General features: G+C 50.8%; 15 protein-coding genes. All 15 read right to left on the bottom strand.

The window, feature by feature from the left end:
• Window positions 1-303: 303 nt before the first annotated feature.
• The 15 genes from lpxC to ftsL all read right to left on the bottom strand — a co-directional run bounded on the left by lpxC (window position 304) and on the right by ftsL (window position 19,056).
• Window positions 304-1,173, bottom strand: a complete 870-nt coding sequence (gene lpxC, locus ABDZ76_RS07640) for a UDP-3-O-acyl-N-acetylglucosamine deacetylase (RefSeq protein WP_343803921.1) — start codon at window positions 1,171-1,173, stop codon at window positions 304-306.
• Between the two features lie 280 nt (window positions 1,174-1,453).
• A complete protein-coding gene (gene ftsZ / locus ABDZ76_RS07635) occupies window positions 1,454-3,187 on the bottom strand; it encodes a cell division protein FtsZ (protein ID WP_343803918.1) in 1,734 nt (577 codons plus the stop codon).
• An 83-nt stretch (window positions 3,188-3,270) separates the two neighbouring features.
• On the bottom strand, window positions 3,271-4,593 hold the full coding sequence (ftsA, locus tag ABDZ76_RS07630) for a cell division protein FtsA (protein WP_343803916.1): 1,323 nt from the start codon (window positions 4,591-4,593) through the stop codon (window positions 3,271-3,273).
• Window positions 4,590-5,522: a cell division protein FtsQ/DivIB gene (locus ABDZ76_RS07625; protein ID WP_374844577.1), complete on the bottom strand. Its 933-nt coding sequence runs from the start codon at window positions 5,520-5,522 to the stop codon at window positions 4,590-4,592. The genes ftsA and ABDZ76_RS07625 overlap by 4 nt, the downstream gene beginning before the upstream one ends.
• Complete coding sequence (locus ABDZ76_RS07620) at window positions 5,510-6,436, bottom strand: D-alanine--D-alanine ligase (protein WP_343803913.1); 927 nt, start codon at window positions 6,434-6,436, stop codon at window positions 5,510-5,512. Before ABDZ76_RS07620 ends, ABDZ76_RS07625 begins: the two co-directional genes overlap by 13 nt.
• A 284-nt stretch (window positions 6,437-6,720) precedes the next feature.
• Window positions 6,721-7,701, bottom strand: coding sequence for a UDP-N-acetylmuramate dehydrogenase (murB, locus tag ABDZ76_RS07615; protein ID WP_343803910.1), 981 nt, complete (start codon window positions 7,699-7,701; stop codon window positions 6,721-6,723).
• A 4-nt stretch (window positions 7,702-7,705) separates the two neighbouring features.
• On the bottom strand, window positions 7,706-9,112 hold the full coding sequence (murC, locus tag ABDZ76_RS07610) for a UDP-N-acetylmuramate--L-alanine ligase (protein WP_343803907.1): 1,407 nt from the start codon (window positions 9,110-9,112) through the stop codon (window positions 7,706-7,708).
• The gene (gene murG, locus ABDZ76_RS07605; RefSeq protein ID WP_343804720.1) at window positions 9,109-10,236 is read right to left on the bottom strand and encodes an undecaprenyldiphospho-muramoylpentapeptide beta-N-acetylglucosaminyltransferase; all 1,128 of its coding nucleotides are present in this window, start codon (window positions 10,234-10,236) and stop codon (window positions 9,109-9,111) included. Before murG ends, murC begins: the two co-directional genes overlap by 4 nt.
• An 8-nt stretch (window positions 10,237-10,244) precedes the next feature.
• Window positions 10,245-11,393, bottom strand: coding sequence for a putative lipid II flippase FtsW (gene ftsW / locus ABDZ76_RS07600; protein ID WP_343803904.1), 1,149 nt, complete (start codon window positions 11,391-11,393; stop codon window positions 10,245-10,247).
• Entirely contained in the window at window positions 11,393-12,796 is a 1,404-nt protein-coding gene (gene murD, locus ABDZ76_RS07595; RefSeq protein WP_343803901.1) for a UDP-N-acetylmuramoyl-L-alanine--D-glutamate ligase, read from the bottom strand. Before murD ends, ftsW begins: the two co-directional genes overlap by 1 nt.
• Window positions 12,797-12,805: 9 nt before the next feature.
• Complete coding sequence (mraY, locus tag ABDZ76_RS07590) at window positions 12,806-13,888, bottom strand: phospho-N-acetylmuramoyl-pentapeptide-transferase (protein WP_343803898.1); 1,083 nt, start codon at window positions 13,886-13,888, stop codon at window positions 12,806-12,808.
• Between the two features lie 46 nt (window positions 13,889-13,934).
• Window positions 13,935-15,362 carry a UDP-N-acetylmuramoylalanyl-D-glutamyl-2,6-diaminopimelate--D-alanyl-D-alanine ligase gene (locus ABDZ76_RS07585; RefSeq protein ID WP_343803895.1) on the bottom strand — a complete coding sequence of 476 codons (1,428 nt, stop codon included), beginning with the start codon at window positions 15,360-15,362 and terminating at the stop codon, window positions 13,935-13,937.
• A 2-nt stretch (window positions 15,363-15,364) separates the two neighbouring features.
• Window positions 15,365-16,825: a UDP-N-acetylmuramoyl-L-alanyl-D-glutamate--2,6-diaminopimelate ligase gene (locus ABDZ76_RS07580; protein ID WP_343803892.1), complete on the bottom strand. Its 1,461-nt coding sequence runs from the start codon at window positions 16,823-16,825 to the stop codon at window positions 15,365-15,367.
• Between the two features lie 66 nt (window positions 16,826-16,891).
• Window positions 16,892-18,562 carry a peptidoglycan D,D-transpeptidase FtsI family protein gene (locus tag ABDZ76_RS07575; RefSeq protein ID WP_343804718.1) on the bottom strand — a complete coding sequence of 557 codons (1,671 nt, stop codon included), beginning with the start codon at window positions 18,560-18,562 and terminating at the stop codon, window positions 16,892-16,894.
• A 95-nt stretch (window positions 18,563-18,657) separates the two neighbouring features.
• Window positions 18,658-19,056, bottom strand: coding sequence for a cell division protein FtsL (gene ftsL, locus ABDZ76_RS07570; RefSeq protein ID WP_343803889.1), 399 nt, complete (start codon window positions 19,054-19,056; stop codon window positions 18,658-18,660).
• Window positions 19,057-19,060 lie beyond the last annotated feature (4 nt).

The raw sequence follows: 19,060 nt of genomic DNA, 5'->3' as shown, positions 1-19,060 counted from the left end.
TTAAGACAAGAATAATGCACCATCACAAGTTTCAGCGTCCGGTGCATCATATGGTCTGATCACATCCTTAACACGAAAATCGTGAAAATATAAAGGATGCAATATTGAATCTATTGGATGTCCATAAATCACAAGCCAACTCATTCAGCAATGATATTAAAGACATCTTAACCTTGGCAGTGCGGATTTTTCACTCAAAAAGCCAGTTTTAAACAGTTAGATGCGTAAAACGCTCCGCATTTATATGCCATTTTCTGATTGTCAAAACCAAGCCAATCAATGAAACAAACCAAATTCGGCTTGTTAAACCTCAACAATTTCATGAGTGGAAGGATCAGCCAACAGCGCCTTCACCACATGAGAATTCATTTTATGCCCGCCACGGAAAGAACGGAAGCTACCAATAAACGGTGCACCCAGCATGGCCAGATCACCGATGGCATCCAATGTCTTATGGCGAACAAATTCATTTTCCAGACGCAGGCCACCTTCATTAATAATCGTATCATCATGACCGATGACCAATGAATTTTCCAAAGAAGAGCCCAGCGCCAGACCAGCTGTCCATAAGGCTTCAACATCTTTCATAAAGCCAAAAGTGCGTGCAGGTGCAATATCCGTTTTGAAAACATCAGCATTCATCTGGGAAGCAAATTTTTGCCGTCCGATGACAGGAGAAGCAAATTCAATCTCCACATCATAATGCACGCCGTCATAAGGCACAAACTCAGCCCAGGAACCGTTATGTTCAATACGTACCGGTTTCAAAACGCGTATATGTTTACGTTTGACAGACTGGGTTTCAATGCCTGATGTTTCAAAAGCATTAACGAAATCAAGCGATGAGCCATCCAAAATCGGCACTTCTGCGCCGTCCAGCATAATCTCCAGATTATCAAGACCAAGCGCCGAGACAGCAGACATCAGATGTTCGATCGTATGGATACGAATATCGCCTGTGCCAAGTGTCGTCGACAAATCGGTGGAACCAACCTGATCCGCATGGGCTGCAAAACGATGCTGTGTGCCGTCAGCGCCTTCACGAACAAAAACAATACCGCTGTTTTCTACAGCCGGTATAAATTCCACATTGGCGACCTTGCCGCTATGCACACCCACGCCAGCAAGCATCACCGGCTTTGCAAGGGTTTGTTGAAATGGCTGTAAGGTCATCAGGCATCATCCGAATTTTCGTGTTATCATTACCGGACAAACCTCTAAAGCATCTGTCCGATATAATCTATCTTTAGGCATAAACGATATTGCGGCCAAATCATGCCCGAGCGCGATAAAGCGCCACAACTTATTTATAAATATAAAAATACGCCCTGTCCGCTCACAAGAAATAACGCATTTTTATCTTTACTTGAGAAGCCACATCCCCTCACAGCCATCATAAAAAAAGCCCTCCCGATATCTATCGGAAGGGCTTTTGGATTAAATGCACATCAGCTTAGTTTGACTGACGACGCAGGAATGCCGGAATTTCCAGCTGGTCTTCCTCAGAAACAGGACGCTGCTGGCGAGGAGCCTGTTCGTTCAGCTGAGCGCGGCGTGGAGCGTAGATCGACGCATCCTGCGACAGCGGACGGCGGGTTTCCTGCGGACGCATACCTGGCTCTGCACGACCCTGTGCCGGTTCCAGACGAGCAGCTGGCTGCTCTTCTTCACGACGGGTCAGACCACTCATCAGACGGTTGAGCAAGCCTTTAGGGCTGCGCTCTTCCTGTGCAGGTGCCGGAGCACGGCGTGCATTCAGTTCCGCTTGAACCACCGGAGGAAAGTCAGACACCGAAGGCATACGTGGAGCCGGGCGCGGCTGCGGCTGCGCGGCTGGCTGTTCCATCTGCGGCTGATGATACTGTGGCTGAACCTGTTGTTGCTGCTGTGTGTGCAGCTGAACCTGTGGCGCATGCTGAGCCTGAGGTGCTTGCTGACGTGGAGCCTGTGCACGAGCATCCATGCTTTCCGGTGTCGGAGCCTGGAAAATACGGCTTGCAGGACGGAAAGACTGGTCGTCCTCACCCTGATAGAAAGGCATTTCTGCCTGTGCAGTCTGGGTGTTCTGCGGAGCAACGGCAGCTTCTACAGTGCGTGGCTGTGCAGGCTGTTCAACCTGTACAGGCGGACGCAATGCGCCATGTGGTGCAGGCTTAGGTGCAGCTGGCTTTACTGGCTGTTGTTGACGAAATTCCAGCGGCGCAGGCGCCGCATCTCCGATCTGTTTGTCGATGCCGGTCGCCACAACAGAAACGCGGATAACGCCTTCGAGACCTTCATCAAATGTTGCACCGAGGATGATGTTTGCATCCTGATCAACTTCTTCACGGATACGGGTTGCTGCTTCATCCACTTCAAACAGGGTCATATCACGACCACCGGTGATGGAGATCAACAGGCCGCGTGCACCGCGCATTGATGTTTCGTCGAGAAGCGGATTAGCAATCGCTGCTTCAGCAGCTGCAATCGCACGACCTTCACCGGAAGCTTCACCGGTACCCATCATCGCCTTGCCCATTTCACGCATAACAGCGCGAACGTCAGCGAAGTCGAGGTTGATGAGGCCTTCTTTAACCATCAGGTCAGTGATGCAGGCAACGCCTGAATAGAGCACCTGATCCGCCATCGCAAAAGCGTCAGCAAAAGTGGTTTTGTCATTGGCAATGCGGAACAGGTTCTGGTTCGGAATAACGATCAGTGTATCGACGTTCTTCTGAAGCTCTTCTATTCCCAGATCAGCGGTTTTCATGCGACGCTGGCCTTCAAAATGGAAAGGCTTGGTCACAACACCAACAGTCAGAATACCACGATCACGGGCGGCACGGGCAACAACAGGCGCTGCACCTGTACCGGTACCACCACCCATACCGGCGGTGACAAAGCACATATGAGTGCCGTTCAGGTGATCAACGATTTCATCGATGCACTCTTCAGCAGCTGCGCGACCGACTTCCGGCTGCGAACCCGCGCCAAGGCCTTCAGTCACAGCAGCACCGAGCTGAATGATCCGGTCTGAGCGTGACATAGTCAGCGCCTGAGCGTCTGTGTTGGCAACCACAAAATCAACGCCACGAAGACCGGCATTGATCATGTTGTTGACTGCGTTACCGCCGCCACCGCCAACACCGAAAACGGTGATACGAGGCTTCAGCTCTGTAATATCTGGCTTTTGCAGATTGATGGTCATTGTTCTTCGTTCCTCTTAAGCCTCTCACCGCCATTTGCCGCTGCGGTGTTAAATTGTTCTGAACCGATAATACGCCCGGCTACTCAAAAACTCTCTCTCAACCATTGGCCGACACGCTGTATTCGTCCACCCGTCCCAGTCAGACGACCCAAACCTGCCGCCTTGATTGACCGCTCTTCGACACCCGCAACCTGCGGGTAGATCAACAAGCCAACGGTGGCGGAAAAAGCCGCTCCTTTGGCCGCATCCGGCAGGCCCGAAATCCCCAGCGGCCGCCCGATACGGGCATTGCGCGCCAAGATACGTCGTGCAGCTTCCGGCATACCCGGCAGCTGACTGGCACCACCGGTCAGCACAACGCGTTTTCCAACGATTGTGCCAAAGCCGGACTGATTCAGTCGGTCGCGCACCAGTTCCAGTGTTTCTTCAACACGGGCACGGATAATACGCGTCAGAACTGAGCGTGGATACTGATTTGGCATGTCGCGCTCATCATCACCAATCGGGGGAACGCTGATCAAATCGCGTTCGTCCGCAGCGCTTGGAAGTGCTGAACCATACATAACCTTCAAGCGTTCGGCGTCTTCCATACGGGTGGAAAAGCCGCGCGCCACATCCATGGTTACATGATTGCCACCAATGGCAATCGCATCCGCATGGATAAACTTACCTTCCGAGAAGACAGAAATTGTTGTGGTGCCGCCGCCCATATCGATGCAGGCAACGCCCATTTCCGCTTCATCATCCACCAATGCAGCCAAACCGCTGGCATAAGGTGTTGCAACCATCGCTTCCACGGACAAATGGCAACGATTGATGCATAATTCCAAATTCCGCAATGGTGCGCTATCAGCTGTTAACACGTGCATGTCAACGCCTAAACTATCACCCAGCATTCCCATCGGATCACGAATGCCGCGTTCACCATCAAGGGTGTAGCCAATCGGCAGTGAGTGAACCAGATTACGCTCTGCGGCTAATGCCTGTTTGGCACCTGCGGCCAAGACACGACGCACATCAGAGCGATCAACTTCATGCCCGCCAAGATTGATGCTGGCCGACAAAATTTCGCTTTTCAAACGACCGGCAGAAATATTGACGATCAGACTATCAACCGTCAAACCGGCCATACGTTCTGCTGCATCAACGGCCAGACGAATGGATTGTTCTGCTGCATCCAGATCAATAATCACGCCGGATTTAACACCGTATGATTTCTGATGGCCGATGCCGAGCACTTCCATGCGATGGGTACGCCCTGGCAGCATCGCGCTTTCATCACGCGGTGTCAGGCGTGCAATAACGCAGGACACCTTGCTGGAACCCACATCGAGAACCGTTAAAAGACGCACCTTGCGCCCTGCCGATCCCGAATTTGCTGCCGACTTGTTACTAAAAATACTCATGCGCGTTTCCCCGCACGTGCGGCCTGCTGGCGTTCTTTTAAAAGTTTCTCACGTGCGACCTGTCCGGTCTCCGTCAACAAAACAGTTACGCGGTCATTCAACCGCATGTCGACGGAAACAATATCGCGGGACAGCAGATGCTGATCCCGATCCAATTGCTCAACCTGTGCCAATGCCTTTTGCGGCTCAAACTCCGGCAGCATTACCCGCACGCCGTTTTCAAGCAACAAGTCCCATCGCCGGTCGGCGACACGAACATAGGCACGAACTTTGGATGCAAGCTCCGGAAAGGCACTGACATCCGTAATAAAATCCTTCACACGGGTTTCCGCACCATCACCCACCACTAATGGCAGCTGAGCATAGCGACCCGAACGGTAAGGCACGATTTCTTTGCCGTCAGCATCAATCAGCGACAAGGCATCATCGTTCTGCCAGATAGCATGTGCTTTGCGCTCTTCCAAAGACACCAGCACAGTGCCTGGATAGATTTTGCGCACTTCAGCGCTTTCCACCCAAGGCAACTGCGAAATTTCTTCACGTGCGCGCTCGACATTCAAACCCATCAGCGAGGTTGAACCATCAAGGTTCAGCTGTCCCAGCACGTCAATATCGGACGTTTCGGCATTACCAACCACTTCGACGCGTTCAATCGCAAAACCAAGAGTTGAAGTGGTAACCTTAACAACATCTTCAGAATGACCGCCGGCCACCATGCCATAAGCACCGGTCGCAGCGAAAAATCCGGTCAGACCGATAGTACCGGCAAAACGCGGGATGTGGACGCGCCCCTGAAACAGACGGGCGATAAAACGAAAAGGTTTACGCAAGAATTTAGGCAATACAAAAGCAATACCCTGCACCGACGATGCATGACGCACCGACTGAGCATTGTAATGAGCTTTAGCCTTTTTCTTTAACGCAAGCACGAAGCGTCCTCCACCATCCAACTCAATAACGCACCGAAGGAGATACCTTCTGCACGCGCAATATCAGGCACAAGAGAGGTTGGCGTCATGCCAGGCTGTGTGTTGACTTCCAGCCAAACCAGCTCGCCATCTTCTGAAAAACGATCATCATACCGGAAGTCCGAACGACTCACACCTTTGCAGCCAATTGCCTTATGTGCCTCAAGCGCCATTATTTGAATTTTTTGGTAAATATTTGGTAAAATTTTTGCCGGACACTCATGTTTTGATGCGCCCGCAACATATTTTGAATCGTAATCATAGAACTGATGACCAACCGGAATGATCTCGCAAACACCAAGTACCCGGTCACCCATGACGGCGCAGGTCAGTTCACGACCGGCCACATAATGCTCAACCAGCACTTCATCGCCATATTTCCAATCAGGTGACGAAATAACCTGAGGCGGATGCGACTGATCTTCCTGAACAATCACCACACCAAAGCTTGAGCCCTCACGCACCGGCTTCACCACATATGGCGGCTTGATCGGATGCTCATTGCCCAAATCAAAACGGTTCATCACTACGGATTCAGCAACATTGACACCGGCAGCAGCAACCACAGTTTTGGCGCGCGCCTTATCCATTGCCAAAGCCGAAGCCATCACGCCGGAATGGGTGTAAGGAATTTGCAGAAATTCGAGAATGCCCTGAATAGAGCCATCTTCGCCAAAAGGACCGTGCAGCGCGTTAAACACCACATCAGGGCGAAGCTCAGCCAAAACGGCCGCAACATTGCGATCCATATCAACACGGGTGACGCGGTAGCCCTCGGCTTCCAGTGCATCAGCACAAGCAGCGCCCGACGACAAGCTGACAGGGCGTTCTGATGAAAAACCACCCATCAATACGGCAACATGTTTTTTAGCCATATGAGAACCCCTCTCTTGTCACAACCGACGCAAAATACAAAAAGCCGTCACCGGCAAAAACTCGCAACAGAAAATATACATGTTCGAAACGAGAAAACCTCGTCGAATCAAATCACTGAACGCTTTACCCTAAAGAATCAGAGAGTTGATTCTGTGGCAAGCCCCCAGAGAAATTAGTTATTTATTAGATATGCCGGAAACATCAGAAAAGACTCGGTTTCTTGGCAAAAACCGAGTTCAAAAAAAATATTTATTTTTGCAAAATAAATTGAAACCCGCCCCAATTAAGCGAGCATCACCGCATCGTCTGCAACCTGAAGTTCAGACAGGCTCTGGCCAGCACCAAACAAGCCAATACGTTTAATTTCCCATTCCAGCAAAATACCGGAATTTTCCAGCACCTTTGCCCGTACCGTTTCGCCCAAACGCTCCAGATCAAAACCACTGGCGGCACCATTATTGATCATAAAATTACAATGCATGACCGACATTTGCGCATCACCAACACGCAAGCCACGACAGCCCGCCTTGTCAATTTCTTTCCACGCGGATGTGCCTTCAGGATTTTTAAAGGTCGAGCCGCCGGTTTTCTCACGCACCGGCTGCACGGTTTCACGGTGATGCAACACCTCATCCATAGCCTGACGAATAGTTGCCGGATCACCCTTTTCACCTTCCAGAATAGCGGAGGTGAAAATCAAATCTGCAGGTACCGCGGAATGACGATAGGTGTAACCCATATCGGCATTGCTCAAAACATGCAGATTGCCTTTTCTGTCGAGCGCACGCACTTCGACCACGCGCTCGCAGGTCTCAACACCATTAGCACCGGCATTCATACGCAGCGCGCCACCAAGCCCGCCCGGAATACCGCTATAGAAATGAAAACCGGCAAGTTGCGCTTCCAAGGCCGCGGCGGCGAGCCGTTTATCTGTTGCTGCCGCACCGGCCTTCAGGCGCGTATCACCCACCTGCTCGACAGTGCCAAAGCCCTTGGCGCTCAAACGCACCACAAAGCCCGGTATGCCACCATCGCGCACCATCAGATTGGAGCCGATGCCCACCACCATTAACGGAATTTCTTCCGGCAAGACTTGCAGGAATGAAGCGAGATCTTCTTCATCAGCCGGTTGAAAGAATACTTGTGCCGGACCACCGGTGCGAAACCAGGTGATTTTGTCCATTCCGGCATCAACTGTCATCTTACCACGCAGACCTTTTAACCGGTCACCCAAACGCGCCAGAAGAAGCTCTCCGCTTTCCATGATTTTATGCCTTATCCAATGCTGCCAATTCGTCCGGCAATGCGTAAGCCCACTGGGTGATGTTACCGGCACCCAGACAGATGACAAAATCACCCGGCTTAGCAATTTCATGCACCATCGGCGCTAAAGCTTCAGCACCACTCGCAAAACGTGCATCGCGGTGACCTGCCGTTTTAATGCGCGACACCAGATTTTGTGAATCAACGCCTTCAATCGGGTCTTCACCAGCCGTATAAACCGGCGCTACAATCACTGTGTCAGCGTCATTGAAGCATGATGCAAATTCATCATAAAGGCTGTGCAAACGGGTATAACGGTGCGGCTGAACGATAGCCACGACACGACCCTTGGTTGCAGCGCGTGCAGCATTCAGCACCGCGCGGATTTCTACCGGATGATGGCCGTAATCGTCAAAAATTTCAACGCCGTTCCAAGTGCCGGTATGGGTAAAGCGGCGCTTTACACCACCAAAAGCCCCAAGACCTTTAACAATATCTTCTGCCGAAATACCAAGCTCATAGGCCACAGCAATCGCAGCTGTCGCATTGGACACATTGTGCATGCCCGGCATTGGCAGGCGCAGTCCTTCGATCAGCACCACATCACCTTTGCGCTCACGGATCTGGATGTCAAACACGCTCGTCGCACCATCCATATGATGATTGATATAGCGCACATCGGCTTGCGGATTATGACCATAAGTGATGATGCGGCGGTCTTCAATACGGCTGACAAGTGCCTGTACTTCAGGATGATCAAGGCACATAACGCCAAAACCATAGAAAGGCACATTTTCAACAAACTGGCGGAAAGCCGCCTTAACATTATCGAAAGAACCATAATGATCCAGATGCTCAGGATCGATATTGGTGATCACAGCAATATCAGCAGGCAGTTTTAAGAAAGTACCATCACTTTCATCGGCCTCAACCACCATCCAGTCACCATCGCCCATACGCGCATTGGTGCCATAGGCATTGATGATGCCGCCATTGATAACGGTCGGATCAAGCTTACCTGCATCAAGCAGAGCTGCAACCATGGATGTTGTGGTGGTTTTGCCATGAGTACCGCCAATGGCGATAGCATGACGGAAGCGCATCAGCTCGGCCAGCATTTCAGCGCGGCGCACAACTGGCAGCAATTTCTCACGCGCTGCAATCAGTTCAGGATTGCTGGGCTTAATTGCGGTTGAAACAACAACCACATCCGCATCGCCCAAGTTTTCGGCCCTATGGCCGACAAAAACCTCAATGCCCTTTTCACGCAGACGCTGCACATTGGCGCCGTCTGCCTGATCTGACCCTTGCACCTTGTAACCAAGATTGTGCAGCACTTCGGCAATACCGCTCATCCCAATGCCGCCAATACCGACAAAATGTACGAGCCCGATATTTAACGGCATCTTCATGGACGCAGTCCTTCCTTATAATCTTTCACTGACTTACCCGCTGCAATAACCTCTGCCAGATCGGCAAGCAACCGTGTTGCATCAAGTTTGCCGACAGTTTTTGCAGCTTCCGCCATTTTCATTAAGCGTTGCGGCTCATTCATGGCCGACTGAATAATTTCCGCCAGCTTCTGTGGCGATAATTCTGTTTGCTTGATAACCTGCGCCCCGCCCACCGCAGCCAGTGCTTCGGCATTGGCAGATTGGTCATGGTCAAGCGCATGCGGAAACGGCACCAGAACAGCCGGACGGCCAATGGCGGCAATTTCCGAAACAGTGGAAGCACCAGAACGCGCAATAATAAATTGCGCATCGGCCTGACGAGCGGGCAAATCACTGAAGAATGGTGCGACCTGCGCACCCACACCCAGTTTTTCATAAATCGCGGTGACAGTTTCCTGATCTTCAGGACGTGCCTGCTGGGCAATCAGCAAGCGTGCCTGATATGTCTTTGGCAATAAAGCAATGGCTGCCGGAACCGCTTGGCTAAAATATTGCGCACCCTGACTGCCGCCAAAAACCAGTAAATGAAAGCGGTCATTGTCGCTTGAAAGCTGATAGCTTTGCTTGGCTGCTGCCACTACAGGCGGACGCACCGGATTGCCGGTCGTGATAATTTTATCGGCAAATGTTCCTTTGCCTTCCGCCAAAAAGCCACCCGCAATGGCTTTAACCCGTGCAGCCAAACCTTTATTGGCGCGTCCCATCACAGCATTCTGCTCGTGAATAAGGGTCGGGATATTCATGCGATGCGCGGCATAAAGCGGTGGCAAGGTCGGATAGCCACCAAAGCCCACCACCAGTTTAGGCTTTAACTTTTTAAACAAACCCCGGCTGTCGAGATTACCGCGCCACAATTCCCACATAGTGCGGGCGATGGCGACAGGGTTGCGCCCCGACAAGGTGGCCGAGCGGATTACATGCACATGGTCAGCGGCAAAAGCACCGGAAAAACGCTGCGCTCTGGCATCGGTTGCCAGATGCACATCATAGCCGCGTGCGGTTAATTCATAAGCCAAGGCTTCGGCTGGAAACAGATGTCCGCCAGTACCACCCGCTGCAAGCACGATTACATCTTTTTGCATCATTTTTCTCACAGAGCCGGTGCCTGTGTCCCCATACGTACCGTTGCCGACATGCGTCCTTCCGGACGGCGGCGTGTTAAGGCCAGCAGAATACCCATCGTGATGGCAATCGCGATCAGGGACGAACCACCATAAGAAATAAACGGCAACGTCATACCTTTTGCAGGCATCAGGTGCAAATTCACCGCCATATTAATCACAGACTGAAAACCGAACAGGATCACCACACCGGAAATCGCCAAACGGCTGAACGGATCATTCTGGCGCTGCGCAATCAACAGCCCACGCACCACAATAAATGCAAAGAGCAACATAATCAGCAGACACAGGATAATACCGTATTCTTCTGCGGCGACCGAAAAGATAAAGTCGGTGTGACTATCAGGAATGATACGCTTGACCGTACCCTCACCCGGACCTTGGCCGAACCAGCCGCCGCGCAAAATAGCTTCACGACCGCTATCCACCTGAAATGTATCCCCCTCACCGGTCATGAAGCGATCAATACGACCGGCCACATGCGGGAAGAACATATAAGCGCCAAAAGCGCCAACGGCACCAACAACACCAAGCAACAAAATCCAGAACATGTTCAATCCAGCCAGAAAGAACATGCCGCCCCAAGTGCCTGCCGTCAGCATGGTTTGCCCGAAATCCGGCTGCAATACCAAAAGACCGACCACTAACCCACACAGACCCATGGCAAAGAAATTGCCCGGGATGTCAGAACGGCGCTGCTGCTCAGCAAAAAGCCAGGCGCAAATCACCACAAAGGCAGGTTTCATAAATTCAGATGGCTGGATCGAAATACCGGCGATAGAAATCCAGCGACGCGCACCCTTTACTTCAACACCAATGAAGAGTGCAGCCACCATCATCAGCAGCGCGCCTATCAGCAGGATCAGCGAATAACGTCGGATTTCACGCGGTGAGCAAAAAGATACGCCAATCATAATGATCACGGCCGGAACCATGAAAAATGTCTGGCGTTCGACAAAATGAAAACTATCAAGGCCGATGCGTTCGGCAACCGCAGGGCTTGCCGCAAACGACAGCAAAATGCCTAACCCCATCAAGCTCAAACAGGCGGCAAGAAAGTAACGATCAATCGTCCACCACCAGTTTGCAACAGGGCCACGGTCAACACGACTTACCATCAGTTTGCCCCTTCAATCTTTGTCGTGCCAGCCAAAGCCCACACGAAATCACGAAATGCATCGCCACGCTTTTCAAAGTTTTGAAACTGATCAAAACTGGCGCAAGCTGGCGACAAAAGCACAACCGGCTCATGGGCGGCATCAGCGCCTGCATCCTGCGCCGCGTGGTTAACGGCCACCTCTAATGTATCAGAAATTTCGTAAACAACATCATTACCTAATGTGGCGGCAAATGCAGCCGCTGCTTCACCGATCAAGTAGGCTTTGGCAACGCGCGGGAAAAATTCGCGCAAGGCTTCAATACCGCCTGCTTTCGGCACACCACCGACAATCCAGTAAATGTTTTTGACAAATGAAGATAAAGCCGGTGCGGTGGCTTCTGCATTGGTGGCTTTGGAATCGTTGACAAACAATACCTTTCCGCGGCGGGCCACCTGCTCCATGCGATGCGCAAGCCCCGGAAAACTCTGTAATCCAGCTTCAATTTCAGCAAAGCTCAATCCAACACTCATGCAAGCTGCAATTGCCGCCAAGGCGTTTTGCGCATTATGGCTACCGCGCAGCGAACCGATGGACTGCAATGACCCGAGTGATTGCACATCACCCGAACGCGCATAGAAAAGCTCTGATTTTATAGCAAAATAACCGTTTTGCAGCGGCTTATCTTTTGAAATGCGAATAAGTTTATCGGTTTTTGCTGCCAGACTATCAGCAATTTTCACGCAATAATCATCATCAACACCGATAATCGCCACATCACTTTGTGCGACCAGCCGCGCTTTGATGGCAGCATAATTTTCCATCGTACCATGACGATCGAGATGATCAGGCGTTAAATTGAGCAAAATACCGGCGCTTGGATTAAGCGATGGTGCGAGATCAATCTGATAAGACGAGCACTCAACCACATAAAACTTATTTGCTGCCGGAGCATCAAGGGTCAAAATCGCAGTGCCGATATTGCCGCCAAGTTGCATATCGCGGCCAGCTGATTTCAAAATATGGGCAATCAGGGCTGTGGTTGTCGACTTACCATTGGTGCCGGTAATGGCAATGAACGGGCAATCCGGCGCCAAAAGCTTACGCTCGCGCACAAATAATTCCACATCACCGATAATTTCAACACCGGCCTCATGAGCCAGCTGCACTGTCCAATGGGGCTTGGGATGGGTCAGCGGTACGCCCGGAGACAAAACAAGGGCAGAAAACTGCCCCCAGTCTGCCAGACGCAGATCGCCTGTTGCAATGCCTTCGGCCTGAGCTTTGGCAACACTTTGCGGATTATCATCCCATGCAATGATCTGCGCGCCGCCCGCCACAATGGCTTTGGCCGTCGCAAGACCCGATCCCCCTAAACCAAAAAGGGCAATGGTTTTATCTTTTAAAGCGGTGATCGGGATCATTGCAAATGCCTAGCGAAGCTTCAGGGTTGAAAGACCAATCATGGCCAGAATGATAGCCACAATCCAGAAACGGATAACGACCTGACTTTCCGTCCAGCCTTTTTTCTCAAAATGGTGATGGATCGGTGCCATCAGGAAAACGCGCTTTCCGGTCAGCTTGAACGAACCAACCTGAATAATAACGGAGAGCGCTTCCACCACAAACAAACCGCCGATAATTGCCAAAACGATTTCATGCTTGGTCGCAACAGCCACGGCACCCAGCATACCACCAAGAGCCAGCGAACCGGTGTCGCCCATGAAAATAGCCGCAGGCGGTGCGTTGAACCAAAGGAAGCCAAGACCCGCACCAATAACGGCACCAAGCACTACGGAAAGTTCACCCGTACCCGGCACAAAATGGATCTGCAAATAATCAGCAAAAATCGCATTACCGGAAAGATAGGCAATCAGGCCGAAAGAGGCCGCAGCCACCATCACCGGCACAATCGCCAAACCATCCAGACCATCTGTAAGGTTAACCGCGTTACCGGCACCAACCATCACAAAGGCTGCAATCGGAATAAAGAACAGACCCAAATTCAACACGAATGTTTTCACAAACGGGAATGTCAGCGATGAGGAGAAAGGTTCCTGACCTGCATTCATGATGAACCATGCAGCCACACCGGCGATCAGAAATTCCAGACCCAGACGGGATTTTCCGGAAAAACCTTTATCGGTCTGCTTGGTCACTTTCAGATAGTCATCATAGAAACCAATAGCACCGAAACCAACCGACACCATCAGCACAACCCAGACATAAACACTGGAAAGATTTGCCCAAAGTAGCGATGAGACCAGAATACCGGTCATAATCATCAGGCCGCCCATTGTTGGCGTACCGGCCTTTTTGAAATGGGTCTGCGGGCCGTCTGCACGGATCGGTTGTCCCCGCCCCTGACGCATACGCAAGGCATCAATGATACGCGGACCGAACAAAAATACGATCAACGCCGAAGTGATCATCGCGCCGCCAGTACGAAACGTAATGTAGCGAAACACGTTAAATGGTGCCACATGGTCAGCAAAAAACGTCAAAAGCATCAGCATGGGCGGGTCATCCTTACAGGCATCATTTTTTATTTATTCCCTAAATTTATTCCGCTGCCTCAACCGGCGGGTAGCGGGTAATCAGGGCTTTCACAATTTTAGAAAAAGCAATCGACATGGATGATTTAATCATCACCACGTCACCGGCACGCACATCATTGAGAACAGCCGGCAATAATTCATCAACGCTCTGCCCGTATTCGACATGAATTTCAACAGGCATTGCAGATTTCAGCACCGCCATTTCAGCGCCGCCGATATAAAGTGCATTCACATCCGCATCCACAATCGGGCGCGCAAGATCAGCGTGAAGTTTGCCCGACTGACGGCCAAGCTCCAGCATATCGCCAAGCACCGCAATGCGACGACCGCCTGTCTGCGGCTCAACAGATTGTAACAACACGAGGGCTGCCCGCATTGATGTCGGATTGGCGTTGTAGCTTTCATCAATCAGCGTGAAATGACCATCGCCGATGCGCAAGTTGTAGGTCGCACCGCGCCCCTTTTCTGCCTGCAAATCAGCCAATGCTGCAATGGTCTTATCCATATCAGCACCAACGAGATGTGCTGCACCGATAACACCCAGCATGTTCTGCACAATATGGCGACCCGGCGCACCGATTTTGACAGCAACATCTTTTTTGCCGATGCGCATATTAATCTCGGAATAAGTCGGATGCAGTTCCACTTTGTTTAAACGGTAATCGGAGCGCACATTTTCACCAAAGGTCACAACATGCTCAACACCGGCTTCTTCAGCCAAAGTTTCCAGCTGTTTGAAACGCTTGTCATCACGGTTAAGCAGCGCATAACCGCCCGGCACGATGCCTTCAAAAATTTCGGCCTTTGCTGCGGCAATCGCTTCCAGATTGGCAAACTGGCCTAAATGCGCAGGCGCAATCAGCGTAATCATCGCCACATGCGGACGCACCATTTTCACCAATGGGCGGATTTCATCGGGATGGTTCATACCGATTTCAAAAATGCCATAATCAATATCACGCGGCATCCGCGCCAATGTCAGCGGTACACCCCAGTGATTATTGAAGGATGCAACGGACGCATGCACTGTGCCGGACTGGCTCAAAACATGGCGCAAAGCTTCCTTGCTGGTGGTTTTACCAACCGAACCGGTCACGGCAATGATTTGCGCTTCTGAGCGTTTGCGCGCAGCAATCCCTAAACGGGTCAGCGCTTCCAACACATCTTCAACCACAATCATCGGCACTTGCAAGTTGCCGAAAGCCGCCAGACGTTTTTCTGCAACCACCATCAGGCTTGCACCTGCGGCCATTGCGTGGGTGGCAAAATCATGCCCGTCGAATTTATCGCCTTTAATGGCAAAAAAAGCCTCGCCCTCTTTCAGAGTGCGGGTATCAATCGAAATGCCTGTAATGCCTTTTGGAAGGGTGCCAAAAGGACGCCCTTCCATTGCTTTGACCATTTCATCAGCTGTCCACAGCCACTGGCTCATTCTTATACTTCCTTCTGACGAGCCTGAAGCGCCAATGCAATTTCAGCATGATCGGAGAACGGCAATACCTGATCTCCAACCGTCTGGCCTTCTTCATGCCCCTTACCGGCAACAATCAATGTGTCGCCTGTATTCATCATCGCAACAGCTGCCTGAATTGCTTTTTTACGATCGCCGATTTCCTGCGCATTGGGTGCCGCTGCCATGATTTCCTGACGGATCACTTCCGGCACTTCAGTGCGCGGATTATCATCGGTCACAATCACCACATCCGCCAGCCGCGCTGCGATTTCACCCATAATCGGGCGCTTACCCTTATCACGATCACCGCCGCAACCAAAAACAACAATGATGCGGCCAGTGGTAAACGGGCGAACCGATGCCAGCACATTTTCCAGCGCATCAGGCTTATGAGCATAATCTACATAAGCAAGCGCACCATTTTCGGTGGAACCAACCAGATCAAGGCGACCCGGCGCACCTTTGAGGCGTTCAAGTGCCTTCATCGCGGCCTGTGGCGGCACACCTGTTTCTATGGCAAGAGCTGCTGCAATCAAAGCATTGGTCACCTGAAATTCACCCGCCAAAGGCAGGCTGACTTCAAAAATCTCATCATTGACGGCAACTTCAAGATGCTGGCGGAAACGCTCATGTTCCAAGCGCTTAAGCTTGATAAAAGCACTTTTGCGGCCAACAGTTTTAATATTAGTCAAACCGGCATCACGCGCAGCTTCTATGGCCTGTTCGGAATAAACATCATCGGCATAGAAAATTGCAGGCGCATCTTTTGGCAAGATCTCTGTAAAAAGGCGCATTTTTGCAGACAGATAATCATCAATGGTCTCATGATAATCCATATGATCACGGCCAAGATTGATGAAGGCAGCAGCGGCCAGCTTCACGCCGTCAAGACGGCGCTGATCCAAACCATGGGATGAAGCTTCCATTGCGGCATGGGTCACACCTTCATCGGCAAGTTCTGCCAAAACACGGTGTAATTCCACCGGATCAGGTGTGGTCAGTGAATTATAATCACTGCGGGTTGGTGAGAAAACGCCGGTGGTGCCGATATTAGCCGCAGCAAAACCTGCATATTCCCAAATCTGGCGGGTAAAAGATGCCACAGATGTTTTGCCACTGGTGCCGGTCACAGCCACCATCACATCCGGCTGTTTCTTGTAAAAAGCAGCAGCTGCCTGTGATAATGCCAAACGCGGATCAGGAGATTTAATCTGCGGAATACTCAAAGGTTCATTATGTTTAGTGTCGGTAATAATGGCAGCCGCACCGCGTGCAATCGCATCTTCAATGAACTGGCCTCCATCAGCTTTAACGCCTTTAAGAGCTGCAAACAAATAACCCGGCTGAACCTTACGCGAGTCTGATGTCACACCTGTAATGACGACATCTACGAATCTTGGGCTCAAAATTTTTGAGAAGGCCGCGATTTCTTTCAACTTCATAATGTTCCAGACCCTGTTTGTTTACAGCCTCATCGTGGCCTGTAACTTATTTGTTACCGACACGAATCAGTCATTACCATATGAGACGACTGTTGAAGTGGTATCCTGTTTAAAATCAGGCTTTACACCCAAAAATGATGCAGATCGACGAATAATATTTGCAACCATCGGCGCAGCGTTCAAACCGGCGGTCGCGCTATACATGCCTTCTTCCGGTTTTGGCTCATCAATAATGGTCAAAACCACATAGGTAGGATCATCCATCGGGAAAGCCGCCAGAAACGCGTTAAAGCGCACATCATTAGCGTATTTACCGTTCACCACCTTATTCGCTGTACCGGTCTTACCACCAACGCGGTAGCCTTTAACTTCCGCACGGCGCCCCGAACCGATTTCCGCATTCAGACGATAAAGATAACGCATATCTTCACTGACTTTTGGCGAAACAACCTGCGTTGCTACCTGATCCGCTTCAGCCTGTGTGCGCTTTAAGAAAGTCGGCTGAATGAGCTTACCGCCATTCATCAATGCTGCCGAACCAACTGCCGTCTGCAATGGTGTTGTCATCATACCATGACCAAAAGAAATGGTCATCGAATGGACTTTCTTCCATGTGCGCGGCTCAACAGGACGTGCCACTTCCGGCAGTTCTGTCTGCATGCGGTCAAGCAGACCAATACGCTTTAAGAAATTACGGTGCCCTTCAATACCAACAGCGTCTGCTTCTTTACCCGAACCAATATTGGATGAGTAAATAAAGACTTCCGCCAATGTCAGCCAACGGCCTTTACCATGAAAATCGCGGATGGTTTGACGGCCAAACACCATCGGGCGGGTCGCATCAAATTTGGAGTTCAGGTTGAATAGGCCTGAATCGAGCGCCATCGCCGTGGTAAATGTTTTAATGGTCGACCCCATCTCATAAGTACCCGCAGACATACGGTTGAGACGGTCTTTTTCCAGTGCATTGACCGGATTATTCGGATCGTAATCCGGCAAAGAGGCCATCGCCAGAACTTCACCGGTTTTCACATTCAACACAACAGCACCGGCGGCAATCGCACGGTATTTCTGCATCGCTTTTTCCAGCTCGTCGCGCATAATATGCTGCACGCGAATATCAATCGACAGCTTGATCGGCTCCAAATTCTGTTCGGTCACAAGACCGGCAGAACGCAGATCACTCAAACCTGCTGAATCGATATATTTCTCCATACCGGCAATCCCCTGATTGTCGATATTAACGAGACCAAGAATATGCGAAGCGGTGGGCCCGCCCGGATAGAAGCGCTTGGTTTCAGTTCTGAAACCAATGCCCGGCACACCAAGCGCCATAATCTGGCTTTGCTGGCGCGGGGTCAGACCGCGCTGGATCCATGCAAAACCTGCACCGCTTTTTAATTTTTTATAAGTCGCTTCCCAATCAAGATCAGGCAAAACAGTCGAGAGAAGCTCAATCGTTTCATCCGGGTCGACAATGCGTTTTGGCTCCGCATAAAGCGAAGCCGTTTTAATGTCGGTTGCCAGAATTTCACCGTTACGGTCGATAATATCAGGGCGTGCCGCAAGGTTAAGCGCAGATGACGCGCGGTAAACTTCCTCGCGATCACTCTGCAAACCAAAATAAACCAGCTTACCACCAATAACGCCATAAATGCCGATGAAGCAGGTCATCGCCATTATTAAACGGTTACGGGCACGGTTGCCATGTTTTTTGCGGTTGCCGTCAAAGGCCATATTACCGGCAACTTTCACTTCCTGACCTTCTGCAGAAAAGTCAGTATAGCCTGTTGCTGCTGCTTTGTTTTTTTTCGAGCCTCTCCAGCGCATGCTTACTGCCTCGTTCTTGAAGGCTTCACACTGCCCGTCGACATAGGATCAGTGCCTGCCGCATTATTTGCCATCACGGTATCGCTACCTGAAATCAGTTTTTCAATTTCATCAACAGGTCGTTCCGGAATTTCATTAAACTGAACAATCTGTTTGGCATCAATATTTTGCAGATGCAGTTCTTTGGCGTAAACATCTACCAGATTTTGCAAACGGCCAGGCTGCGTCATCAGGCTCCAATCGGCGCGCAACAGCGTGATCGTATCTTTTTCAGATGCGATCTGACGCTTGAGTTTATTAATGACAACAATCTGTTTTTCGGCGTCATATTTAATTTTGTAAGTGACGGTCGCCGCCACCAACATTGCCGCAATCAGAATAAGGTCAAAAGTGCGCAGCACTGGC

The organism is Paenochrobactrum glaciei (assembly GCF_039522165.1).
In the GTDB taxonomy this organism is placed as follows: Bacteria; Pseudomonadota; Alphaproteobacteria; order Rhizobiales; family Rhizobiaceae; genus Paenochrobactrum; species Paenochrobactrum glaciei.
Note: the sequence above shows the minus strand (reverse complement) of the source record. Positions and strands in the feature narration are given on the sequence as shown.